The organism is Micromonospora ferruginea (assembly GCF_013694245.2).
Lineage (GTDB): Bacteria > Actinomycetota > Actinomycetes > Mycobacteriales > Micromonosporaceae > Micromonospora > Micromonospora robiginosa.
Genome location: NZ_CP059322.2, coordinates 5,527,151 through 5,549,823, shown reverse-complemented (window position 1 = coordinate 5,549,823; position 22,673 = coordinate 5,527,151). Strand labels below are relative to the sequence as shown.

The 22,673-nt window shown below is 72.1% G+C and carries 24 protein-coding genes; 14 read left to right on the top strand and 10 right to left on the bottom strand.

The genetic code is table 11. The features are described from left to right. Nucleotides 1-23: 23 nt before the first annotated feature. From H1D33_RS24680 to H1D33_RS24670, 3 genes are all read right to left on the bottom strand, one after another. Nucleotides 24-854 carry a TrmH family RNA methyltransferase gene (locus H1D33_RS24680; RefSeq protein ID WP_246411897.1) on the bottom strand — a complete coding sequence of 277 codons (831 nt, stop codon included), beginning with the start codon at nt 852-854 and terminating at the stop codon, nt 24-26. Then, nucleotides 845-1,627 carry a phytanoyl-CoA dioxygenase family protein gene (locus H1D33_RS24675; protein WP_181570895.1) on the bottom strand — a complete coding sequence of 261 codons (783 nt, stop codon included), beginning with the start codon at nt 1,625-1,627 and terminating at the stop codon, nt 845-847. The genes H1D33_RS24680 and H1D33_RS24675 overlap by 10 nt, the downstream gene beginning before the upstream one ends. A gap of 90 nt (nt 1,628-1,717) precedes the next feature. Next, on the bottom strand, nt 1,718-2,968 hold the full coding sequence (locus H1D33_RS24670) for a glycosyltransferase family 4 protein (RefSeq protein ID WP_181570896.1): 1,251 nt from the start codon (nt 2,966-2,968) through the stop codon (nt 1,718-1,720). An 80-nt stretch (nt 2,969-3,048) separates the two neighbouring features. Here H1D33_RS24670 and H1D33_RS24665 point away from each other — a divergent pair, with 80 nt between their 5' ends. The 6 genes from H1D33_RS24665 (at nt 3,049) to H1D33_RS24640 (ending at nt 9,908) form a co-directional block, all read left to right on the top strand. Then, a complete protein-coding gene (locus tag H1D33_RS24665) occupies nt 3,049-3,909 on the top strand; it encodes an Fpg/Nei family DNA glycosylase (protein ID WP_181570897.1) in 861 nt (286 codons plus the stop codon). A gap of 281 nt (nt 3,910-4,190) precedes the next feature. Next, complete coding sequence (locus tag H1D33_RS24660; RefSeq protein WP_181570898.1) at nt 4,191-5,696, top strand: sugar transferase; 1,506 nt, start codon at nt 4,191-4,193, stop codon at nt 5,694-5,696. A 10-nt stretch (nt 5,697-5,706) separates the two neighbouring features. Continuing rightward, on the top strand, nt 5,707-6,930 hold the full coding sequence (locus tag H1D33_RS24655) for a sensor histidine kinase (protein ID WP_181570899.1): 1,224 nt from the start codon (nt 5,707-5,709) through the stop codon (nt 6,928-6,930). Continuing rightward, nucleotides 6,927-7,694, top strand: coding sequence for a LytR/AlgR family response regulator transcription factor (locus H1D33_RS24650; protein ID WP_181570900.1), 768 nt, complete (start codon nt 6,927-6,929; stop codon nt 7,692-7,694). Before H1D33_RS24655 ends, H1D33_RS24650 begins: the two co-directional genes overlap by 4 nt. A 139-nt stretch (nt 7,695-7,833) precedes the next feature. Further along, entirely contained in the window at nt 7,834-8,268 is a 435-nt protein-coding gene (locus H1D33_RS24645) for a hypothetical protein (RefSeq protein WP_246411899.1), read from the top strand. Next, a complete protein-coding gene (locus tag H1D33_RS24640; protein ID WP_181570901.1) occupies nt 8,268-9,908 on the top strand; it encodes a sodium/solute symporter in 1,641 nt (546 codons plus the stop codon). The genes H1D33_RS24645 and H1D33_RS24640 overlap by 1 nt, the downstream gene beginning before the upstream one ends. Here H1D33_RS24640 and H1D33_RS24635 read toward each other — a convergent pair. Both H1D33_RS24635 and H1D33_RS24630 read right to left on the bottom strand, forming a co-directional pair. Further along, a complete protein-coding gene (locus H1D33_RS24635; protein WP_181570902.1) occupies nt 9,905-10,228 on the bottom strand; it encodes a hypothetical protein in 324 nt (107 codons plus the stop codon). The genes H1D33_RS24640 and H1D33_RS24635 overlap by 4 nt on opposite strands. Before the next feature lie 29 nt (nt 10,229-10,257). Further along, nucleotides 10,258-11,607 carry a hypothetical protein gene (locus H1D33_RS24630; RefSeq protein WP_181570903.1) on the bottom strand — a complete coding sequence of 450 codons (1,350 nt, stop codon included), beginning with the start codon at nt 11,605-11,607 and terminating at the stop codon, nt 10,258-10,260. Nucleotides 11,608-11,759: 152 nt separating this feature from the next. On the opposite strand from H1D33_RS24630, the gene H1D33_RS24625 reads away from it, so the two are divergent. Genes H1D33_RS24625 through H1D33_RS24615 form a run of 3 tightly spaced genes read left to right on the top strand, consistent with a single transcriptional unit; the run spans nt 11,760 to nt 14,691 of the window. After that, nucleotides 11,760-12,524, top strand: a complete 765-nt coding sequence (locus tag H1D33_RS24625) for an ABC transporter ATP-binding protein (protein ID WP_181570904.1) — start codon at nt 11,760-11,762, stop codon at nt 12,522-12,524. Then, on the top strand, nt 12,509-14,203 hold the full coding sequence (locus tag H1D33_RS24620; RefSeq protein ID WP_181570905.1) for an ABC transporter permease: 1,695 nt from the start codon (nt 12,509-12,511) through the stop codon (nt 14,201-14,203). The genes H1D33_RS24625 and H1D33_RS24620 overlap by 16 nt, the downstream gene beginning before the upstream one ends. Continuing rightward, nucleotides 14,203-14,691 carry an SRPBCC family protein gene (locus tag H1D33_RS24615; RefSeq protein WP_181570906.1) on the top strand — a complete coding sequence of 163 codons (489 nt, stop codon included), beginning with the start codon at nt 14,203-14,205 and terminating at the stop codon, nt 14,689-14,691. Before H1D33_RS24620 ends, H1D33_RS24615 begins: the two co-directional genes overlap by 1 nt. On the opposite strand, the gene H1D33_RS24610 is transcribed toward H1D33_RS24615, so the two are convergent. The 5 genes from H1D33_RS24610 to H1D33_RS24590 form a co-directional block, all read right to left on the bottom strand. Beyond that, entirely contained in the window at nt 14,688-15,170 is a 483-nt protein-coding gene (locus tag H1D33_RS24610; RefSeq protein ID WP_181570907.1) for a GNAT family N-acetyltransferase, read from the bottom strand. The genes H1D33_RS24615 and H1D33_RS24610 overlap by 4 nt on opposite strands. Before the next feature lie 88 nt (nt 15,171-15,258). Then, the gene (locus H1D33_RS24605; RefSeq protein WP_181570908.1) at nt 15,259-15,753 is read right to left on the bottom strand and encodes a GNAT family N-acetyltransferase; all 495 of its coding nucleotides are present in this window, start codon (nt 15,751-15,753) and stop codon (nt 15,259-15,261) included. A gap of 63 nt (nt 15,754-15,816) precedes the next feature. Beyond that, nucleotides 15,817-16,074 carry a hypothetical protein gene (locus H1D33_RS24600; protein ID WP_181570909.1) on the bottom strand — a complete coding sequence of 86 codons (258 nt, stop codon included), beginning with the start codon at nt 16,072-16,074 and terminating at the stop codon, nt 15,817-15,819. A gap of 18 nt (nt 16,075-16,092) precedes the next feature. Further along, entirely contained in the window at nt 16,093-16,281 is a 189-nt protein-coding gene (locus tag H1D33_RS24595) for a DUF397 domain-containing protein (protein WP_181570910.1), read from the bottom strand. Next, a complete protein-coding gene (locus tag H1D33_RS24590; RefSeq protein ID WP_181570911.1) occupies nt 16,278-17,063 on the bottom strand; it encodes a helix-turn-helix domain-containing protein in 786 nt (261 codons plus the stop codon). Before H1D33_RS24590 ends, H1D33_RS24595 begins: the two co-directional genes overlap by 4 nt. 279 nt (nt 17,064-17,342) lie before the next feature. Here H1D33_RS24590 and H1D33_RS24585 point away from each other — a divergent pair, with 279 nt between their 5' ends. The 5 genes from H1D33_RS24585 (at nt 17,343) to H1D33_RS24565 (ending at nt 22,628) form a co-directional block, all read left to right on the top strand. Continuing rightward, nucleotides 17,343-18,086, top strand: a complete 744-nt coding sequence (locus tag H1D33_RS24585) for a flavin reductase family protein (protein ID WP_181570912.1) — start codon at nt 17,343-17,345, stop codon at nt 18,084-18,086. A 144-nt stretch (nt 18,087-18,230) separates the two neighbouring features. Next, nucleotides 18,231-18,599, top strand: a complete 369-nt coding sequence (locus tag H1D33_RS24580; protein WP_181570913.1) for a DUF485 domain-containing protein — start codon at nt 18,231-18,233, stop codon at nt 18,597-18,599. Continuing rightward, a complete protein-coding gene (locus H1D33_RS24575; RefSeq protein WP_181570914.1) occupies nt 18,577-20,250 on the top strand; it encodes a solute symporter family protein in 1,674 nt (557 codons plus the stop codon). The genes H1D33_RS24580 and H1D33_RS24575 overlap by 23 nt, the downstream gene beginning before the upstream one ends. A gap of 81 nt (nt 20,251-20,331) precedes the next feature. Continuing rightward, nucleotides 20,332-21,312 (top strand): NAD-dependent epimerase/dehydratase family protein, encoded by a 981-nt coding sequence (locus H1D33_RS24570; RefSeq protein ID WP_181570915.1) that lies wholly within the window; start codon nt 20,332-20,334, stop codon nt 21,310-21,312. A 74-nt stretch (nt 21,313-21,386) separates the two neighbouring features. Then, the gene (locus tag H1D33_RS24565) at nt 21,387-22,628 is read left to right on the top strand and encodes an LCP family protein (protein WP_181570916.1); all 1,242 of its coding nucleotides are present in this window, start codon (nt 21,387-21,389) and stop codon (nt 22,626-22,628) included. Nucleotides 22,629-22,673 lie beyond the last annotated feature (45 nt).

Genomic DNA, 22,673 nt, shown 5'->3' with positions numbered 1-22,673 from the left:
TTCGGTATAGGCGGGGCCCCTTCTTAACGCTGCCGAGGCGCCACCGGGGCGGCACGGCGCTGGCGTGCCGACTCGTAGAGGACGACGGTCCCGGCGGCCGCCGCGTTCAGGGAGCTGGCGGCCCCGGACATCGGGATCCGGACGAGCTGGTCGCAGGCCGCACGCCAGCCGACGCTGAGACCGGTGGTCTCGTTGCCGATCAGGGTCAGGGTGGGTCGCGTGAAGTCGTACTCGGCGACATCCAGTGCGCCGTGCTCGTCGGTGCCCACGACTCCGATGCCGACGCCGGCGGCGCGCACGTCGGCGACCCAGGACAGCACGGCCTGGTACGCGGGCACCCGGACCACGGGCAGCGCGAACAGCGAGCCGGTGCTCGCCCGCACCGCCTTCGGGTCGTACACGTCGGCGGCATGGCCGGTGACGATGACGCCGGACGCGCCGAGGGCGTCCGCGGACCGGACGAGCGTCCCGATGTTGCCCGGGCTGGTGGGCCGGTCGAACACGACGACGTTCATGGTCGGCCCGGCCGGGATGCGGGACAGGTCGTCCGCCCGTGACGCGACCACGGCCAGCAGCTCCGGCACGGTGTCCGCCTTGCCGCCCAGCTCGTGCATCAGTTCACGGGAGACGGCGAACGTCTCGGCCCGGACGGTGTCCAGGACCTTGCGTGCCCAGCCGGACATCTGGGCCTCGGCGTCGTAGAGCAGCTCCCGGACCTCCCAGTCGTGTTCGACGGCCATCGCGATCGGGCGCACGCCCTGCACGAGGAACTCGCCGCGACGCTGCCGCTTGGCCCGGTTGCGGAGCAGAGCCTCCCACTGCTGGAACCGGGCGTTGCGGCCGCTCACCCGCACCCGGTGTCCCGCCCGAGCCCTCGGCGAATCGCGATCTCCACGGGCGAGTACGCGCCGTCGGCCCGTTCCAGCTCGTACGGCGCGGCCGGCATCAGCGGCGGCTGGGCCATGAAGCGCGGTCGCGTCCCGTGGTGCGGTTGTGCCCCGTGCACCAGGAACGGATGGCACAGGAAGACGTCGCCCGGCGACCCGGTGGCCAGGGCGAGCGGCCGGTGGTCGGAGGCCGCCACCAGCTCGGGCGCGAGGTCCAGCCCGCTCGCCCCGTCCTCCCCGTACCTCTCCAGCACCTTCGGCACGTCGAGGTGTGAGCCGACCCGGATCCGGGTCGGGGCGTCCTCCGCGCCGACCTCGCTGAACAGGAACAGCATCAGCAGCGCCCGGTCCCGGGAGCGGACGTTCGTGAAGTACCAGGTCGCGCCCTCCGGCAGGTAGCTGCCCTCGATGTGCCAGCCCGCGTCGTCCGGCTCGTCCTCGTGCGGGAAGCGCAGCGGGAACGTGCCCAGCGAGTAACGCGGCTCCCACCGTCCCGCGCCGACGAGCAGGTCGTACGCGTGATGGAGGAACGGGGAATTGGGCGCGGCGGCGAACGGCCCCTGCGCCATGCCGGGCACCCAGTGCACGGGCCGCGTCCAGGTGGCCGGGTCGTCCGGGTCGCAGCCCGTCTCCCGCCACAGCAGCCGCGCGCAGTCCGCGGCCACGCGCGGTGCGACGGCGCCCGGCACCTTCACGAAGCCGTCGCGAAGGAACCGGGACACCAGTGTCGTGTCGTCCATGCCCCCATCGTGCGGCGGCACCGGCGCCGATCACCCGACACTTTCCGCTCCGCGTCGGTCGGGTGGGCCGCGCCGCACAGGGGAGGGCGGTCAGGACAGGGAGGTGTAGATGTCGATCAGGCGCTTGGTGATCACGTCGGGGTGGAACGTGCGCTCGTAGCGGCTCCTCGCCGCCCCGGCCAGCGTGGACGCCTCGGACGAGGCCAGCGGCAGCGCGGCGGCCAGCGCGTCGACCTCGGGCGCCACCACCCAGCCGGCCTCGCCGCGCTGCACCCCGACCGGCAACGGGACGTGCCCTTCGCCGGGCGCGGCGGTCGCCACCTCGGCCGGGCCGGTGCCGGCGGGCTCGCGCGGGGAGTCCGCGCCGACCAGGTACGGGATGCCGCCGAGCGCGGTGCCGAGCACCGGCCGGCCGGCGGCCAGCGCCTCGATGATCACGGTGGGCAGCACGTCGTGCCAGGTGGACGTGGCCAGCACCACGGCGCTGTCGGCGAGCGCGGCGCGTACCCCAGGGCGGTCGAGCTGGCCCAGGTAGATCACGTCGGGCCGCTCGGCGGCGGCCGCCTCGGCCAGCGGTCGCAGCTCGCCGTCCCCGGCGATCCGCAGCGGGCCGAGCGTGCCCACCGGATGCCGCCGCCACGCCGAGAGCAGCAGGTCCAGCCCCTTCTCCGGGCTGAGCCGGCCCATGAACAGGAAGCCGTTCCCGGGCGGCACCGGCATGCCCGGGTCGGGCACCGCGTTCGGCTTGACCACGATCCGCTCGTCCGGGATGCCGTAGTCGCGCAGATGATCAGCCACCGCCGTGGTCAACGCGATGTAGCGGTCCACCGACCGCCAGGTCGGGCGGTGCACGGCGAGCGTGGTGGCCATCAGCGCGCTCTGCGCGCGGGAGTCGCGGTAGCACCGGTGCACGATCGCCGGCACGCCCAGCGCGCGACCGCGGCATTCCTGGCAGATCACGCCGTCGCGGAAGTAGAGGCCGGAGGAGCAGACCTGCCGGTAGTTGTGCACCGTCTGCACCACCGGCACGCCGCGCTTGTGCGCGGTCCGCACCACCCAGGGCGAGAGCAGAGGGTACGGGTTGTGCAGGTGCAGCACGTCCGGCCGGTGCTCGACCAGCAGGCGGTCGAGGTCGTGCTGGGCCTTCGGGGCCCAGATCGGCGAGATCGGCAGCAGCGCCTTGGCCGCCTTCGACATCGACGGGATCTCGTCGGAGCTGCGCAGGAACGGCAGCACCTCCACGCCCGCCGCGGTGAGCTGGGCGATCTCCGCGTCGACGATGGTGTTCTCACCGGACGGCTGGGCTTCCCGGTACCGGTTGTGCGCCACCACGATTCTCACTGAGCTTGCCCTTCGTTCGCGACTGCGGGACTCGCAAGCTCATTCCTCGCGCTCACGGGAAAGAAGGCTACCGTTGTCCCGTGCCTGAACTACCGGAGGTGGAAGCGCTCGCCGGTTACCTGCGCGAGCGGGCGGTCGGCCGGCGCGTCGAGCGGTTCGAGGTGGCCTCGATCAACGCGCTGAAGACGTACGACCCGCCGCCGAGCGCGGTGGCCGGCCGGACGGTGACCGGCGCCGGCCGGTACGGAAAGTTCCTGGACGTCCGGTTCGGCGACGACCTGCACCTGGTGGTGCACCTGGCCCGCGCGGGCTGGCTGCACTACCGGGAGGCATTCGGGTCGGCGACCCCGCTGCGGCCCGGCAAGGGGCCGATCGCGGTGCGGCTGCGCCTCGACGACGGCTCCGGGTTCGACCTGACCGAGGCCGGCACCCAGAAGAAGCTGGCCGCCTATCTGGTCACCGACCCGGCCCTGGTGCCGGGCGTGGCGAAGCTGGGCCCGGACGCGCTGGCGGCCGACCTGCCCACGTTCACCGAGCGGCTGCGCAGCCGCCGGGGCCAGGTCAAGGGTGTGCTGACCGACCAGTCGGTGCTGGCCGGCGTGGGCAACGCGTACTCGGACGAGATCCTGCACGCGGCGCGGCTCTCCCCGTTCGCGATCACCGACCGGCTCACCGACGAGCAGCTCGCCGGCCTGCACGCGGCGACCCGGACGGTGCTCGGCGACGCGGTCCGGCGGTCGATGGGGCAGCGGGCCGCGGAGCTGAAGGGCGAGAAGCGCTCGGGCCTCAAGGTGCACGCCCGGAAGGGCCTGCCGTGTCCGGTCTGTGGCGACACGGTGCGGGAGGTGTCGTTCGCCGACTCCAGCCTCCAGTACTGCCCGACCTGCCAGACCGGCGGCAAGCCGCTGGCTGACCGAAGGTTGTCCCGACTCGTACGGTGAGTAATCGCACCGGCCGGTTACTGAGCGGAATCGTCCCGGGATCGCGGAAGGTCCCACTCGGCGGCTCTACCCGAGCCGCCATCCATCGGTATAGTGGCTCGGTCCCCGGCTTCACAACTGACTGGGAGCCGGCCAGATCCCACCCGAACGCGTGGGAGACTGGAACGGTGAGCGACCCGGGTCCTCACGGCGAGTGAGGGCACGGGTCATGCGGGAGGACATGGGTTGAGGTGACGACAAGCCTCCAGCGCCCGGTAACCGACACAGGCCGGAGCAAGAGCGTGCGGCACGTCGACAGCTTTGAGATCCAGCCGCCGACACCGCCGTCCCACAACGGCGTACCCCGGTCGGGGTGGGCTCGCGCCCGGCGTCGGGTCTCCCGCTGGCACCGCCCCTACATCGCGATCCTGCTGCTGCTCGATTTCGGGGCGGCGGCCCTGGCCAGCTTCCTGGCCGTGCAGATCTTCGAGCAGGCCGACTCCGGCTTCAAGAACTCGCCGCAGGTGTGGTTCTACACGGTGGCGTTCCTGCTGCTGCCGCTCGGCTGGGTGCTCATCCTCTGGGGCAACCGGGCGTACGACCGGCGCTACCTGGGCCTCGGCCCGGACGAGTACAAGCGGGTGATCCGCTCCGGCGTGGCGGTCGCCGCCACCGTGTCGTTCCTGGCCTTCGCCACGGTGACGTCGCTGTCCCGGTGGACGGTCGGCTTCGCACTGCTCGGCGCCCTGATGCTGATCCTGCTCGGCCGGATGATCGCGCGGGGCAGCCTGCACGCGCTGCGCCGCCGGATCGGGCAGGCCGGGCACCGGATGGTCCTGGTCGGCACGCTGCCGGAGTGCCTGGAGGTCTTCACCACGGTCACCCGCAACCCGGGCGTCGGTCTGGTGCCGGTGGCCATCCACCTGACCGACGGGTACGCGGCGGCCCGCGGCCTGGAGACCCCGGTCCCGGTCTACGCCGGTCGTGACGTGCTGGCCCTGGTCCGCGAGGTCGGCGGGGACACCATCGCGGTCTGCGGCTCGGCCAGCGCCGAGCCGGGTGAGCTGCGGCGGCTGGCCTGGCAACTGGAGGGCTCCGGCGTCGACCTGGTGGTCGCGCCGCAGCTCACCGACATCGCCGGCCCCCGGGTGCACATCCGCCCGATCGAGGGCCTGCCGCTGCTGCACGTCGAGGAGCCGACGCTCTCCGGCCCGGCGCTGCTGCTCAAGAGCCTGATGGACCGGGTCGCGTCCGGGCTGGGGCTGCTGCTGCTCTCCCCGCTCTTCCTGGCCGTCGCGCTCGCCATCCGCATCTCCGACCCCGGCCCGGTGTTCTTCCGCCAGTCCCGGGTCGGGCACGAGGGGCGCACCTTCCGGGTCTGGAAGTTCCGCACCATGTACGTGGACGCCGAGGAGCGACTGGCCGGCCTGGTCGACCAGAACGAGACCGACGGCATGATGTTCAAGATGAAGCAGGACCCCCGGGTCTTCCCGGTGGGCCGCTTCCTGCGGGCGTCGTCGCTGGACGAGCTGCCCCAGTTGATCAACGTGCTGTGGGGTGAGATGTCGCTCGTCGGCCCGCGCCCGCTGCCCGCCGACGACGGCGACTTCCTGGGTGACGTCCGGCGCCGGCTGCTGGTGCGGCCGGGCATGACCGGGCTGTGGCAGGTTTCCGGCCGCTCCGACCTCTCCTGGGACGAGGCGGTCCGGCTCGACCTCTACTACGTCGACAACTGGTCGCTGGCGTACGACCTGAGCATCCTGTGGCGGACCGTCGGGGTGGTGCTCGCCAGCAAGGGCGCGTACTAGCCTTCGCGGGGTGGGTGCCAACCTCTCGGCGGTCTTCGCGGTCGTCTCGCTGGTCACCGCGCTGGCCGCGGCGCTCTGGGCGGTGCTGCGGCTGCGGGCCCGCCGGGGCATCGCCACCGCGACCCAACGTGCCACCTACGAGGTGCTGCACACCGCCGGCCTGGCCGCCGAGCCGCTGCGGGCCGGCCTGAGCGCGGCGGGCGCGGCGAAGGCCGTACGCCATCTGCGGGCCCTGGTGGGCGCGGCCGGGTTGGCGCTGACGGACCGGGACGTGCTGCTTGCCGTCGACGGGAGCGGCGCGCACCACGGCGACCAACTGGTCGCGGCGGCGCGGCGGGTGGCCGACAGCGGGCGCTCGACCGTGCTCCAGGAGTCGGAACTGCACTGCGACCTGGTCGACTGCCCGGTACGCGGCGCGGTGGTGGCACCGCTGAGCGCGGACGGCCGGGTGGTCGGCGCGCTGGTGGCGGTGGCCGACGAGCGACCCGCGCCGGGCCTGGTGCAGGCGACGCTGGAGACCGCGCACTGGGCCGGTGACCAGCTCGCCCTGGCCGAGCTGGACTCGTCGCGGGAGCGGCTGGCCCGGGCCGAGGTGCGCGCGCTGCGCGCGCAGATCAGCCCGCACTTCATCTACAACGCGCTCACCGCGATCGGCTCGTTCGTGCGCACCGACCCGGAGCGGGCCCGCGAGCTGATCCTGGAGTTCGCCGAGTTCACCCGCTACTCGTTCCGGGCGCACGGCGAGTTCACCACGCTGGCCGAGGAGCTGCGCTCGATCGACCGTTACCTGACCATCGAGCGGGCCCGGTTCGGCGAGCGGCTCCAGGTGCGCCTGCAGATCGCCCCGGAGGTGCTGCCGGTGACGCTGCCGTTCCTGTGCCTCCAGCCGTTGGTCGAGAACGCGGTCCGGCACGGGTTGTCCCGCAAGCCGGGCACCGGCATGGTGAGCATCGAGGCCCGGGACGCGGGCGCCGAGTGTCACATCATGGTGGAGGACGACGGAGTGGGGATGGATCCGACCACGCTGACCGCGGGCATCGCGGAGGTGTCCGGCGTCGGCAGCGACCCGACCGACGACCCGGGGCAGCACGTCGGCCTCTCCAACGTCGACGAGCGGTTGCGGTCGGCGTTCGGGGACCGGTTCGGCCTGGTCGTCGAGACCGGCCTGGGTTCGGGTACGAAGGTCAGCATGCGGGTGCCGAAGTTCCATCCCGGCGTCCGGGTCTCCTCATGACGATCTCCGGCACCGGTTTCCTGCGGGTGCTGGCGGTGGACGACGAGCCGCCGGCCCTGGACGAGCTGGCCTACCACCTGCGCGCCGACCCCCGGGTGGCCCGGCTGCACACGGCCGGCGACGCCACCGAGGCGCTGCGGGTGCTCCGCGACGACGACGTGGACGTGGTCTTCCTCGACATCCGGATGCCCGGCCTGGACGGCATGGAGCTGGCCCGGGTGCTGCGCCGGTTCGCCCGGCCGCCGGCGATCGTGTTCGTCACCGCGTACGACGACGGCGCAGTGGACGCGTTCGACCTGGGCGCCACGGACTACGTGCGCAAGCCGGTGCGCGCCGAGCGGCTGGCCGAGTCGCTGCGCCGGGTGATGGGGTCCCGGGTGGTGCCGTCGCATCCGGCCGCGCTGGCCCGGGCGGAGGAGGATCCCACCATCCCGGTCGAGCTGGCCGGCACCACCCGGATGCTGCCCCGCTCGGCGGTGCGGTGGGTGGAGGCGCAGGGCGACTACGCCCGGTTGCACACCGCGGAGGGCTCGCACCTGGTCCGGGTCTCGCTGGCGACGCTCGCCGAGCGGTGGGCGGACGCGGGTTTCGTCCGGGTCCACCGGTCCTATCTGGTGCAGTTGCGGCTCATCGCCGAGCTGCGGCTGGTCAACTCCGGCTACGTGGTGGTGATCGACGGGACCGAGCTGCCGGTGAGCCGCCGGCACACCCGGGAGCTGAAGGACAAACTGGTGCGCGCCGCCAAGCAGGACTGGGGTCGCTGAAACCCGACGTGCGGTCGTCCACAACGACTCCACGCTCATCCACCGGGTTGTCCACAGGTGTGGCCGGTTATCCACAGGTTGTGCACAGGGCGTCCGCGCTGCGCTTGACATTCGCGCCGGGCAGGCGAGACTGCCGGGGATGACCGCAGCCGAGGAGTCGCAGGCGGCGGGTCGGCCCGTGGAGGCGGCCCCCGGCCCGCGCACGCCCCCGCAGCGGACCCGGATCGTGCTGGCCGAGGTCTCCCGCACCGGCAACCGGGCCGACCGCACCCGTTCCGAGCTGGCCCAGCAGACCCGGGTCGGCGAGACGCTGGTGCAGGGACTGATGCGCGCCCAGCTCTCGCTCGCCCTGCGGCTCAGCCTGCTGGTGCTGATCGGGCTGGGCGGGCTGCCGTGGCTGTTCGCCATCGCGCCCACGGTCGGCCGGGTCACCATGTTCGGGGTCAACCTGCCGTGGCTGCTGCTCGGAGTGGCCGCCTTCCCGTTCCTGATCGTCGTCGGCTGGGCCTACGTGCGGCTCGCGGAACGCAACGAGCAGGACTTCGTCGACCTGGTCCAGCGGCCGGAGCGCTGATGGGCAACGGCTACGTGGTCCCGGCGATCGTCGCGGTCACCCTGGTCACCGTCGGCATCGGCTTCTACGGGCTGCGCCTGGCCCGCACCACCTCCGACTTCCTGGTGGCGTCCCGGGCGGTCAGCCCGACCTGGAACGCGGCCGCGATCGGCGGGGAATACCTGTCCGCGGCGAGCTTCCTCGGCGTGGCCGGTCTGATCCTCAAGTACGGCGTGGACGTGCTCTGGTACCCGGTCGGCTTCGCCGCCGGCTACCTGGCGTTGCTGCTGTTCGTGGCCGCGCCGCTGCGCCGCTCCGGCGCGTTCACCCTGCCCGACTTCTGCGAGGTGCGGCTCGGCTCGCGCCGGCTGCGCACGCTCGCCACCGTCTTCGTGATCTTCATCGGCTGGCTCTACCTGGTGCCGCAGTTGCAGGGCGCCGGCCTGACGCTGGCCACGCTGACCGGCTCGCCCTACCCGGTCGGTGCGCTGCTGGTGGCCGTGGTGGTGACCGCCAACGTGGCGCTGGGCGGGATGCGGGCGATCACCTTCGTGCAGGCGTTCCAATACTGGTTGAAGCTCACCGCGCTCGCCGTACCCGCGATCTTCCTGGCCCTGCAGTGGCAGGCCGACGCCCGCCCGGCGGTGACGCCGCCCGACGGGCCGGCGTTCCGGACCGCCACCACCGTGGTGGTCGAGCACCGTGCCACGCTCACCCTGCCCGACGGCGACGTCCGGGAGGTACGCCCCGGCGATCGCCTCGACTTCGCCGCCGGCGACCCGGTGCCGGAGGTGTCCGGCGCGGCCATCGCCGCCACCGACTGGCTGCTGCCGGACACCGCCGGCGACGACGACCGGAGCCTGTTCGCGACGTACTCGCTGATCCTGGCCACGTTCCTGGGCACCATGGGGTTGCCGCACGTGCTGGTGCGCTTCTACACCAACCCCGACGGCGCCGCCGCCCGGCGCACCACGCTCGTGGTGCTGGCCCTGGTCGGCGTCTTCTACCTGCTGCCCACGATCTACGGCGTGCTGGGCCGCATCTACACCCCGCAACTGCTGGTCACCGGCCAGACCGACGCGGTGGTGGTGCTGCTGCCCGGCGCGGCGCTCGGCGACGGCGTGACCGGCCGGCTGCTCGCCGCGCTGGTCGCCGCCGGGGCGTTCGCGGCCTTCCTCTCCACCTCGTCCGGCCTGCTCACCAGCGTGGCCGGGGTGATCTCCACGGATGTGCTGGGCCGCGGCTCGGTGCGCGGCTTCCGGCTCGCCACGGTGATCGCCGGCGCGGTGCCGGCGGTGCTCGCGTTGAACGTCTCCGGGCTGGACGTGTCGCAGGTGGTGGGGCTGGCGTTCGCGGTCGCCGCGTCGAGCTTCTGCCCGCTGCTGGTGCTCGGCATCTGGTGGCGCGGCCTGACCGACCTGGGCGCTGCCGCCGGGGTGCTGGTCGGCGGCGGCGCGGCGATCGGCGCGGTACTGCTCACCGTGCTCGGGCCGCCGCTGAGCGGGTGGCCGGCGACGCTGACCACCCAGCCGGCCGCGTGGACGGTGCCGCTGGCGTTCACCGTGATGGTGGTGGTGTCGATGGCCAGCCGCCGTCGCCTGCCCCGCGACGTCGGCACCACCATGCTCCGGCTGCACACCCCGGAGTCGCTGCGCCTCTAGCGGTCGGGCTTCCGGTCGGGGTCCGGCCCGTACGCGGTGTGAATGTTGACCTTCTTCTTCGGCTTCACGATCACGTTGTTGCCGGTGCCGCCGATCGTCCAACTGGTGCGGGTGGACGGGGCCGGGCGTGGCCCCTCCGGCTTCTCGGCGTCCGCGCCTCGCCACTCCCGCCACAGGTTCCGGCCGAACGTAGCGAACGTCACGAGGAAACCGCCGATCGCGGCGTACTGGCTGGCGGCCATGAGCTCGCGATTGGCCAGGAACACCACGACGCCCACCGACGCCGCCCCCATCACCAGCGGCAACACCCACTTCGTCATCTGCTCCCCCTGTTCGGATCCGACTTCTCTCACAGCCCCGCGGCCGGGCCGAGACCGTGGTCACCTGGTCCCCACTGCCACCGGTCCTGCGGCGGCTTCGGCCGTCCCTCGCCAGGCGGGCGCTGACCCCGGTCGGGCTTCGGCGTGCGGGCGTCCAACTCCCGCCCCAGTTCAGCCAGGAAAGCCGCCTTCTTGGTGAGCCCACGCCGCACCTCGGCCAGTCGCTCGTGCTCGTCGGCCAGCTTCTGTTCCCGCGCCGCCACCTCGGCCTCCCGGCGGGCGACCAGTTCCTCCCTCGCCACGACGCTGATCACGTCGAAGCCGGGGGACAGGCGGAGCGCACCACCCGGGCGCCGCACCCTCACCCGGTGATCGATCTCGTTGCCGTCGCCGATCAGTACGACGGGTGCGTCCTCGACGACCTCACGACCCCTGGCTCGGAAGACGTGCGTGTCCGGGTCGCGCAGGTCGGTCGCGCCCCGGATCAGGTCGACATCGCCGAGACCGCCGGCAGCACGGGCGAACAGCCGCGTCAGTTCCGCGTGGGACGCGCCCTTCCCCGACGCGAGACGGCGCACGAACTCGGTCGCGAGCGCAGGGTGATCCGCGAGCAGCGTCACCGCGTCGATGGTGGTCAGTTCGCTGACGAACCGCATCGTGTGCTTCACCCGCGCGCGGTCCTCAAGGACAAGCGTCGAGGCCATGGCGGTGACGGCACACCCGTCCCGCACCCTGGTGCGGTACTCGCCGGCCCCGGCCGACCGCGGCTCCGGGTCGCGCAGCGACCGCACCGCATGCCGGAACCGATCGACGTGGCCGCGGTCGCCCTGGGCGGCGATCGCCTCCCGGAGTCGGTCCATCACCGCCGTGGAGGAGGTGAGCAGGTCGAACGAGACCTCCAGGTGGTGCAGGTGGTAGTGCTCCTGGTGCTGGAGCACGCAGTCGCGCCCGATGACGGCGGTCGACCGTTCCAGGTGCACCGCGCCGGCCGGGAACAGTCGGGCCGCACCGGCCACCCGCACCTCGGCGTGCGACGCCGTCGCGACGATCAGGTCCACCGCCAGCCAGCGCTGCCGGATCGGTAACGGGCCGGCCCCGGTACGCAGCGCGGCGGCGGGGGCGCCCGCGCCCGGCGTACGCCTCGGGACAGCCCTGCCCGGCGGTGAGGGTTTCGGGATCTCGGCCGGGTCGGCGAGGTTCGGTGCACCGCCGACCCGGGTGACCTCGACCGGCGGCGAAGCCGGCCTCGCCTCGGCCCCGAGATCGACCCCGAGATCGGCCCCGAGTGCGGCCCCGACGTCGGCCGACCGGGTTCCGCCCTCCTCGTCGCCCTCGACGTCGTCGTCGGCCGGCTCGTCGGATGGTTGTCGGAAGTCCACGGCGCCTCCCACGACACGTGAGGTGACCTCATCCTGACAGTGCGCATCCATGGTCACCAGTGGGTGCGCCGCCGCGGGTACCCCTCAGGTATGACGGGAAGATCGTCCTGCGGCCGGAGTGCGGGCTGGCCGGGGCGGGCTACCGTCGGTGCATGACCGATCAGCACCCGGCCCTGCACCTCCGTGGCCTGGCCAAGCGCTTCGACACCAAGGTCGCGGTGGCCGGCGTCGACCTGGCCGTGCCGACCGGCTCGTTCTACGGCCTGCTCGGCCCGAACGGGGCCGGCAAGACCACGACCCTCTCCATGGCCGTCGGCCTGCTGCGGCCCGACGCCGGTGAGGCCCGGGTGCTGGGGTACGACGTCTGGGCCGACCCGGTGCGCGCGAAGAGCCTGCTCGGCGTGATGCCGGACGGGGTACGCCTCTTCGACCGGCTGAGCGGGGCGGAGCTGCTGGCGTACCACGGTCTGTTGCGCGGCATGGACCCGGCGGTGGTCGACCAGCGGGCGGCGGAGCTGCTCGACGTGCTGGCGCTCACCGACGCGGGTCGCACGCTGGTGGTCGACTACTCGGCCGGCATGAAGAAGAAGATCGGCCTGGCCTGCGCGCTGCTGCACGGCCCGCGCCTGCTGGTGCTCGACGAGCCGTTCGAGGCGGTCGACCCGGTCTCGGCGGCGCTGATCCGGGACATCCTGCACCGGTACGTGACAGGTGGCGGCACGGTGGTCTTCTCCAGTCACGTGATGGAGGTGGTCGAGCGGCTCTGCTCGCACGTGGCGATCCTGGCCGAGGGCACCATCAAGCGGGTGGGCACGCTGGCCGAGGTGCGCGGCGAGCGCTCGCTGGAGGACGTGTTCGTCGAGGTCGTCGGCGGCCGGACCGCGACCGGCGAGGAGCTGTCGTGGCTGTCCCGGTGACCGCCGTCGATCCGCCGGCGCGGGCCGTCTCGCCCCGCCACTTCGTCCGGCTGAAGCTGCGGGTGCTCGGCAACAACTTCCGCGGCCAGGCGTGGCGGATCGCGTTGTTCGTGGTGGGTGTGCTGGTCGGGCTCTGGTTCGCCGCCGGCGGTTTCCTGCTGCTGGCCTCGCCCGGCCTGGCCGACGAGCCCCGGTACGCGCTGATGACCGCCGCGTTCGGCGGCGGCGTGCTGACGCTCGGTTGGCTGCTGCTGCCGCTGGTCTTCTTCGGCGTGGACGAGACGCTGGACCCGGCCCGGTTCGCGCTGCTCCCGCTCTCCCGCCGCACCCTGGTCACCGGGCTGTTCGCCGCCGCCCTGGTCAGCGTTCCCGCGGTGGCGACGATGCTCACCGTGGCCGGGCTGGTGGTCACCGCCGCCGCGTTGGGCGGGTGGGTGGCCGCGCTGCTCGGCACGCTCGGGGTGGTCGTCGGGGTGCTGGTCTGCGTGGCCGGGGCCCGCGCGGTGACCAGCGCGTTCGCCACCATGCTGCGGTCCCGACGGGTACGCGACCTGGCCGCCGTCCTGCTCGCGGTGCTGGCCGCCCTGCTCGGGCCGCTGCAACTGCTCGTGCTGGCCGCCGTGCGGAACGCCGACTGGGACCGGCTGGCCGGGGTGGCCCGGGTGGTCGGCTGGACGCCGTTCGGCGCGCCCTGGACGGTCGGCGTGGACGTGGCCGAGGGCCGGGCCGGCGCGGCGGTGGTGAAGCTGCTGATCGGTGTCGCCACGCTCGGCGTACTCCTGCTGTGGTGGTCTCGGTCGCTGGAGTCGGCGATGGTCGGCGCGGTGAGCGCCGGGCCGGCGAAGGCCCCGCGCGGCGCGGTCGGCGGCGCGGTCGCGCAGCTCTTCCCCCGCGCGGTCGGCTGGGCGCGGCGGGACCGGTTCGGCGCGCTGGTGGCCCGGGAGTGCCGCTACTGGTGGCGGGACGCCCGGCGACGGGCCAACCTGATCACCGTCGCGGTGGTCGGGGTGTTCGTGCCGGTGATGGTCAACCTCGGTGGCGCCTCGTTCAGCACCGAAGCCGGGACGTCGTTCGGTGATTCCGCAGCCGATCCGTCCCCGGTGCTGGTCAGCATCTCGATGGTCTTCGTCGGGGTGCTCGCCTCGGTGACGCTGGCCAACCAGTTCGGTTTCGACGGCAGCGCGTACGCCGCGAACGTGGTCGCCGGCGTGCCCGGGCGGGTGGAGCTGCGCGCCCGGATGGCGGCGTTCTCGCTCTACGTGGTGCCGATCCTGCTGGTGGTCGTGGTGGTGCTCGGCACCGTGCTGGGCCGCCCCGAATGGCTCGGCGTGATGGCCGGGGGGCTGTTCGCCGCGTACGGCTGCGGGCTGGCGATCAACAGCTTCATCTCGGTGCTGGGCGCCTATTCGCTGCCCGAGACGAGCAACCCGTTCGCCATGAACACCGGCGCGGGGATCGCGAAGAGCATGTTCACGCTGCTGTCCATGCTGTCCTCGGCGGTGGCGGCGGTGCCGTTCGTGGTGGCCGCCGGCCTGCTCGGCGACGTCTGGCTGTGGCTGGCGCTGCCGGTCGGCCTGGCGTACGGGGCGGGCGCGGCACTGCTCGGCGCGTACCTGGCCGGGGACGCGCTGGACCGCCGGCAGCCGGAGCTGCTGGCCGCGGTCACCCCGAGACGCTGATGCCGGTCGTCGAGGCGGTCGTCACCGTGCCGGTCCCGCCGGAGGTGGCGTTCGCCGTCTCCCAGACCGTCGCGCCGGTGCGCTACCGGTGGGACCCGTTCGTCCGGGAGCAGCACTTCACCGACGGCGCGACCCGGCCGGGCCGGGGCGTGCGCACCTTCACCCGCTCCCGGCACGGCCTGACCATGGTCAGCGAGTACGTCTCCTGGGCGCCCCCGACGAACGTGGGCATGAAGATGGTCCGCGGGCCGTGGTTCTTCGAGCGGTTCGGCGGCGGGTGGCGCTTCGCGCCCGGCCCGGAGCCGGACACCACGGTCGCGACCTGGCGCTACAACTTCCGGTGCCGCCCGGCCTTCCTGCGGCCGGTGGCCGAGCGGGTCGGCGTCTGGCTGCTGGGGCGGGACATCCGCCGCCGCATCGCCGGGTACGCGGCCGGCTGCGCCGACCCGGAGGTGCTGGCCGCCGCCCGCCGCGCACTGTCCGGCTAGGCCGTGTCTCGTGGGTCTCGGGGCAGTGGATCAAGGGTGAGGTTGAGTAGATCCAGGCCTGCGACGGGCGTGAAGCCGATGGCGGTGTAGAGCTTCAGGGCCGGACTGTTGTCCGTCTCGGTCTGAAGTGACACGCGGCGAGCGCCGGCGACACGCGCACCGAGAATGGCGTGGTGCAGGAGGGCGCGCGCGACGCCGGTGCGGCGATGGTCCGCGGCCACGTAGAGGTCGCGGATCGACCATGCGGTGCCCAGCCTGAGCGATGCCGGCATGGTCGCCACGGTGATGAAGCCGCAGACCTGGTCACCTCGGATGGCTGCGGCGGCAGCGAGCCGGTGCTGTGCGAGCTGGTCGCGTAGCCAGGAGGCGGTGCGCGCCGGGGACGACGGCTGACCGTAGTGCACCCGATAGGCGTCGAACAGGCCAGCCACCTGGTCGAACGCCGGGTGGTCCGGAACTACGGGCACGACGGTCGTCACGCCGCCAGTGTGGCCGATGGTCGGGCCGGCCGGTGCCCCTGGGCGAGGTCCCCCTGGGACGCTGGCGCCGATGACGGCGCTGCGGCCGCTAACCCACGCTCTTCCCGAGGGACCGACCGGCGTCGGTGTAGCCGTGCCGGCTGTAGAAGCGGACCGCGTCGACATTGCGGTGGTGGATGCCAGCCGACAGGTACGTGATCCCCCGGTCGCCTGCCCACTGTTCGGCCGCCGTCAGCAACGCGGATCCCACCCCGAGCCCTCTGGCATCGAGCAGTACAACCGTGTGGACCTGGGCCGACGGTTCAGGACGCAGAATCTGATGGTCCGGCGGATCGGAGTGCCGCAGCACTTCGACCATTCCGACCACCTGGCCGTCACGCCCCTCGGCGACGAGGACGCCATCCCGCCCGGCCTCGTCGGCCACCATGGCCGCGAAATGGCGCGTCACGGCGTCACGCGTGGGAACGCGGTAGGTGGCAGCGTCGAGGGCAATGTGGGCCGCAGCGTTGGCTAGGCGCAACTCCACCAGTGAAGCGACATCCGCCAAGCTCGCTGGCCGAACCGTCAGCCGTTTCTCCTGCATCATCCCGATCCTAGGGTCGAGGCAGCTACTCGGGCAGCCCGATCATGATCACCAGGACAGGGCCTAAGCGGTGCGGCGCATCGCGGCGTAGACGTGGTGACCCTCGCCCACGCTCAGCACGTTCACCAGTTCCCAGCCGTAGTTCGACAGGTGCTCGACGGCCTCCATGAGCGGCGGGAAGCCACTGCTGCCCCACTTGTGGCGCGCGATGATCATGAGGTGCCGGTGTGGGTAGGCACGCAGGTCGACCTGGCCGCCGAGGATCGCGTCGGCGGTGATGACGCGCTCCTGGGCGAGCTTCTGCGGGGGTACGAGAGCCATGCCCGCAGGGTAGGCGCGTCAGTCGAGCGGCGCCCGGTGGAGGTGCGCGACCAGGGAGCGCCAGGCGTCGGGGGTGAAGGCGAGGGCCGGGCCGGACGGGTCCTTGCTGTCCCGGACCAGCACCACCCCGGGCAGGTTTCCCGCCACCTCGACACAGTTGCCGGCATTGTCCGACCGCGTCGACTTACGCCACTCGGGCTGGTTCATGACGTCACCTTCATCTTGCGGATGAGATCGATCGAGGCACGCTCCGGCAACGACTCCCCGAGCAGGATCTCCCACTTACGCAACATCACGCGGATCCACTCCGGGTGGTCGGCGATCTGGCCCCGGGCCGGATTATCCAGGCAGAGCATGTGCTCCCCGTTCGGCAATTCGGCGATGGCGAACCCGCCGCCCAGCGACAGGTGCGCGCCCACGTCGAGCGGCAGGACGTGCAGCCGCACCCGCGTTTGTGCTGCTACGTCGAGCAGCCGGTCGAACTGACCGTTCATCACCGCCGGCCCACCGATGGACCGCTGCAACGCGCTCTCATCGACGATGAAGACGCACTCCGGCGGATCAGCCTTGACCAGCACCTGCTGACGTTCCATGCGCAGCGCCAGCAACTCCTCCACCCGCTCCTGCTGGTACAGGCGACCAGCCTCGAAGATGGCTCGGGCGTACTCCTCGGTCTGGAGCAGACCGGGTATCGCACAGGGCTCGACGTTGCGAAGCAGCACCGCCTGCTCCTCGTAGCCCTGCCAGGGCCGGAACCACGACGGCGAGCGGTCGCCGTCGTGCTCGCTGAGCAGGCTTGCCAGGAGGCCGCCGGTGCCGAGGGCCTGGTCGGCGGCGATGGCGAACTCCATGGTGGGCCGGCGGCGGCCGGTCTCGATGGCGGCGACCGTCGACGGACTCCACCGGATCGTGGCGGCCAGCGCCTCCTGGGAGACCTCGGCCCCGGCCCGGGCGGCCTTCAACGCCCGGATCCACACCTCGATGTCCATCCTCACCTCGCCGGTAAGTACGCGACCGCGCTCCGTAGTAACCCCTGGCATCCTCCCCTGTCGACCCGACCGCGTCCAGGGTGAAGGAACGCGGCCCGGCTGGTGGAGGCGACGACCCGGCGGCCGGTCCTGCGACGGGTCGCCCCGGCCGTTCCGCGCCGGGGCGACCCCTCTCCCGAGGAGGCGCGAGTGCGGCGACAGCATGGAGATCTTGGAAAGAAGGTGCCCCCGGAGGGGCCTGGAGCTTCCAAGATCTCGACGGGACGGGCGCACCTGCCGATGCGGCCGGCGTGGCGGTGTCGGGCGTGCGGCGCTCCGTGGCCGTGTCAGCCGGCCCGGCTCGGGCTGCTGCGGGAGTTCCGGGGCGATCGGACGGCGCTGCTGTTCCACCTCGGCGGACTGCTGGCCGAGGCGAACACGCAGCTCAGCGACGCCACGAACCTGCACGGGCGCTTCCTCGGCTGGGTCCGGTCCCCGGGCGGCACAATGTTTCACGTGAATCATGAGCCGGGAGCCGAGATCCACCACACCGATCCGTTCGCGGTGCCGGCCGGGCAGCGCTCGCCGGTACGCCGGCTGCGGGGCCGGCTGGCCGCCCCGGTGACGCTCTGGACCGCGCCCGGACCGGCCGGGCTCACGGTCTCGTCCACGCTGGTCGCCGAGGGGGAGCCGGACCGGCTGCTCGGCCTTCTCGACCCGGAGTCGGAGCTGTGGGCAGCGGTCGAGGACGCCGGGCGGTTCGCGGTGGCGCCGCTCGGCCCGGCTCATCGGCAGCTCGCCGACCGCTTCGCCGGGCTGTTCCCGTCGCCCGGCGGGTTGTTCGCCATCGACGCCTGGACCGAGACGCCGTACGGCCCGGTGCCGGCGGACGCCGGCGGGTGGGCCGGCTGCCGGCTCGACGCGGCCCGGGAGTACGGCTGGGGCCTGCTGGTCGAGGCAACCGTGGAGACGGTCGACCTGACCGAGGACACTCCTCCGCTTCTGCACTACCGCGGGCGCTACCGCGACCTCGGCACCGGTTAGCGGAGTGATCTGGGTCACTGGGCGCAGCGGGAGTGCCGTTCGGCGCAGCCGTCGCCCGGGACCCGGCTGAGCCTTTCGCAGCGCGAAGCGCGCTCTCTAGCGTGCGCGGAAATTCCCCACGCCTGCGAAGGTGGTGATCCACAGATGTCCACGGACACACCCGCGTCCGCACCCTCCGAGTCGACGGCGGAACGGTACCTAGCCGTCCAGCGGTCGGACGAGTTCGCCGGGTTGCGGCGCGCACTGCGCGGCTTCGTCTTCCCGATGACCGTCGCGTTCTTCCTGTGGTACGCGCTCTACGTCATCCTCTCCGCGTACGCGCGGGGATTCATGGGGACGAAGCTGGTCGGCAACATCAACGTCGCCCTGGTCTTCGGCCTGCTCCAGTTCGTCTCGACGTTCGTCATCGCCTGGCTCTACTCGCGGTTCGCCAACCGGCGGATCGACCCGGTGGCCGACCGGATCCGCGCCGAGATGGGGGAGGTGCACCATGAACACGGTCCTCGCGGCTGAGGCGGGCAGCACCACCGCCCGGAACCTCACCATCACGCTGTTCCTGATCTTCGTGGCGATCACGCTGGCGATCACGGTGTGGGCCAGCCGGCAGACCAAGACCGCCACCGACTTCTACGCCGGTGGGCGCTCGTTCTCCGGCTTCCAGAACGGCATGGCGATCGGCGGCGACTACATGTCCGCGGCGTCCTTCCTGGGCATCGCCGGCATCATCGCCCTCTACGGGTACGACGGCTTCCTCTACTCGATCGGGTTCCTGGTCGCCTGGCTGGTGGCGCTGCTGCTCGTCGCCGAACTGCTGCGCAACTCCGGCCGGTACACGATGGCGGACGTGCTGGCCTTCCGGATGCGGCAGCGGCCGGTCCGGACCGCGGCGGCGGTCTCCACCATCACCGTCTCGATCTTCTACCTGCTGGCCCAGATGGTCGGCGCCGGCGCGCTGGTGGCGCTGCTGCTCGGCATCAAGCCCGGCACCACGTTCCTGGGCATGGACGCCGACACCGCCAAGGTCGCCACCATCATCCTGGTCGGCGCTCTGATGATCATCTACGTGACGGTCGGCGGCATGAAGGGCACCACGTACGTCCAGATCGTCAAGGCGTTCCTGCTGATGAGCGGCGCGCTGGTGATGACGCTGCTGGTGCTCGCGAAGTACAAGTTCAACCTGTCCTCGCTGCTCGGTGACGCGGCCGACGCCTCCGGCAAGGGAGCGGCCTTCCTCGAACCCGGGCTGCGCTACGGCGTGGAGACACCCGGGGACGCGCTGAAGACGTTCTACAGCAAGATGGACCTGCTCTCGCTCGGCATCGCGCTGGTGCTCGGCACCGCCGGCCTGCCCCACATCCTGATCCGCTTCTACACCGTGCCGACCGCGCGGGCGGCCCGCAAGAGCGTGCTCTGGGCGATCGGCATCATCGGCGCGTTCTACCTGCTCACCCTGGCCCTGGGCTTCGGCGCGGCGGCGATCGTCGGCGGACAGGCGATCACCGCGCAGGACAAGGCCGGCAACACGGCCGCCCCGCAGCTCGCCGAGGCGCTCGGCGCGGACTTCTTCGGCGGCAACCTGGGCGGCGCGACACTGTTGGCGATCATCGCGGCGGTCGCGTTCGCCACGATCCTCGCGGTGGTCGCCGGGTTGACGTTGGCGTCGTCGTCGAGCCTGGCGCACGACTTCTACGCCAACGTGGTCAAGCGGGGGGAGACGTCGGAACGGCAGGAGGTGAACGTCGCCCGGATCTCCGCGCTGGTGATCGGCGCGGTCTCGATCGTACTGTCGATCTTCGCGCAGAACCTCAACGTGGCGTTCCTGGTCGCGTTGGCGTTCGCGGTCGCGGCCTCCGGCAACCTGCCGGCAATCCTCTACAGCCTGTTCTGGAAGCGGTTCAACACCTCGGGCGCGGTCTGGGCGATCTACGGCGGCCTGCTCGCCGCGGTGCTGCTGGTGTTCTTCTCGCCGGTCGTCTCCGGCGCGCCGACGGCGATGTTCCCGGACCACGACTGGCACTGGTTCCCGCTGTCGAACCCGGGCATCATCTCGATCCCGTTCGGCTTCCTGTGCGGCTGGCTCGGCACGATCCTGTCCAAGGAGCGCGACGACGACAAGTACGCGGAGCTGGAGGTGCGCTCCCTCACCGGTGCGGGCGCGCACTGACAGGTAGTTGTTAAGCGGGGCCCCCGCCTCTACCGGAGGCGTTAAGCGGGGGCCCCGCCTTACCTGTATAGGGTGCTGAGCATGAAGGTCGCTAACCGGTTTGGTGCCGGTCACCGCATTCTCGTCACCGGCGGCGCCGGCTTCGTCCCGTCCCACCTGGTCGACCGGCTCGTCGAGCGCGGCTGCACCGTGGTGGTGCTGGACAACTTCGTCACCGGGTCCAAGGACAACGTGGCCCACCTGCTGGAGAAGCCGACCTTCGCGCTCGTCGAGGCGGACATCTCCGACGGCCTGCCCACCGACCATCCGGCCATGGCCGAGCGGTTCGACGCGATCCTGCACATGGCGTCCCCGGCCAGCCCGACCGACTTCGAGAAGCTTCCGGTGGAGATCCTCCGGGTCGGCTCGGTGGCCACGCTGGCCCTGCTGGAGCGGGCCACCGCCGACGGCGCGCGGTTCCTGATGGCCTCCACCTCCGAGGCGTACGGGGACCCGAAGGAGCACCCGCAGCGGGAGACGTACTGGGGCAACGTCAACCCGATCGGCATCCGGAGCGTCTACGACGAGGCGAAGCGCTTCTCCGAGGCGGCCACCATGGCCTACCACCGCAGCCGGGGCACCGACACCGCGATCGTGCGGATCTTCAACACGTACGGGCCGCGGATGCGCCCGGACGACGGCCGGGCCATCCCGACCTTCATCTCCCAGGCGCTGCGCGGCGAGCCGATCACCGTGCACGGCACCGGCAACCAGACCCGGTCCATCTGCTACGTCGACGATCTGGTGCGGGGCATCCTGCTGCTGCTCGACTCGACGCAAACCGGCCCGATCAACTGCGGCACCGAGCACGAGATGTCGATGCGGCAACTGGCCGAGACGATCGTGTCACTCACCGGAAGCAGCTCCGAGGTGAGCTACATCACCCGGGCCTCGGACGACCCGGAGATGCGCCGCCCCGACCTGACGCTCGCCCGTGAACTGCTGGGATACGAGCCCACCGTGACGCCCGAAGACGGCCTCGGACGCACGATCGCGTACTTCCGCGAGCGGCTAGGGTACTGAGCCCGGCTGTCAGCCGGCTGGTAGCCGCGCGCGCCTGAGGGCGGCGGTGGACCGACCGACCTACCCTCGGTTACATGTCAGCGACCTCGTCTGCCGGCGCACCCCTCCCCCGCCCCCTGAACCGGGGCGCGGGCCGCGCCCAGGTTCCCGGCTCCGGCCGCGGTGCCACCGCGCGCGCCCGGAACACCGAAACCCGCTGGTACCCGTCGTACGACGAGGCGCCCCGCTCGGGCGGACCCGGCGGGCCGGGCGGACCGGGCAGCCCCGGTGGGCCGGGTGGCGGTTCCGGCGGGCCGGGGCGACGCCCCCGTCCCCGCTGGGGGCGGATCGGCCTGGTGGCCGGCGTGACGGTGCTGGTGCTGGCGTTGCTCGGCGGCGTCGGCGCCTGGTTCTACGCCCGCAACCTCAACGACGACCTGGCGCGCACCGACCCGTTCTCGGAGATCACCGGGGGCCGGCCGGCCAAGCAGGTCGACGGCGCGTTCAACATCCTGCTCGTGGGCAGCGACTCGCGGGACCCGGACGCGCCTGTCGACGGCGCCGGCAAGTGGCGGGCGGACACGCTGATCGTCATGCACATCCCGGCCGACCACAAGAGCGCCTACCTGGTCTCCGTCCCGCGTGACCTGTACGTGCCGATCCCGGAGAACGCGGGCGCGTCCTGCGACTCCGGCTCCCGCAACAAGATCAACGCGGCGTTCGCGTTCGGCGGGCTGCCGCTCGCGGTCAAGACCGTGGAGTGCTTCACCGACGTACGGATCGACCACGTCATGGCCATCGACTTCGCCGGCTTCAAGGACGTCACCGACGCGCTGGGCGGGGTCGACCTCAAGGTGGAGCGGACCGTCACCTCGATCCACAAGCCGTACCGGACGTTCACCAAGGGCGTGAACCACATGAACGGCGCCGAGGCGCTGGACTGGGTCCGACAGCGCAAGCAGTTCCCGGACGGCGACTTCGCCCGGATGCGCCACCAGCAGGACTTCCTGAAGGCGCTGATGGACAAGGCGGCGAGCACCGGGACGCTGACCAACCCCAAGAAGCTGAACGACTTCCTCAAGTCGGTGACCGCCGCCGTCACGGTCGACCAGGGATTCTCGTTGACCGACATGGCAGTGCAGTTCCGCAGCCTGCGCGGCGAGAACCTGACGTTCGTCACCAGCCCGAACCTGGGCGGCCAGACCGTCGACGGCCAGTCGGTGGTGGTCTCCGACCGGGAGAAGGCGCTGGCGATGTACCAGGCGATCGTCGGGGACAAGATGGCCGACTGGGTCAAGGCCAACCAGAAGAGTTCGGGCGACAACGCCGGCGGCTGACGGCACCGGGGGCTGCCGCCGAGCGGCGGCCCCGCCCTCGCCCGT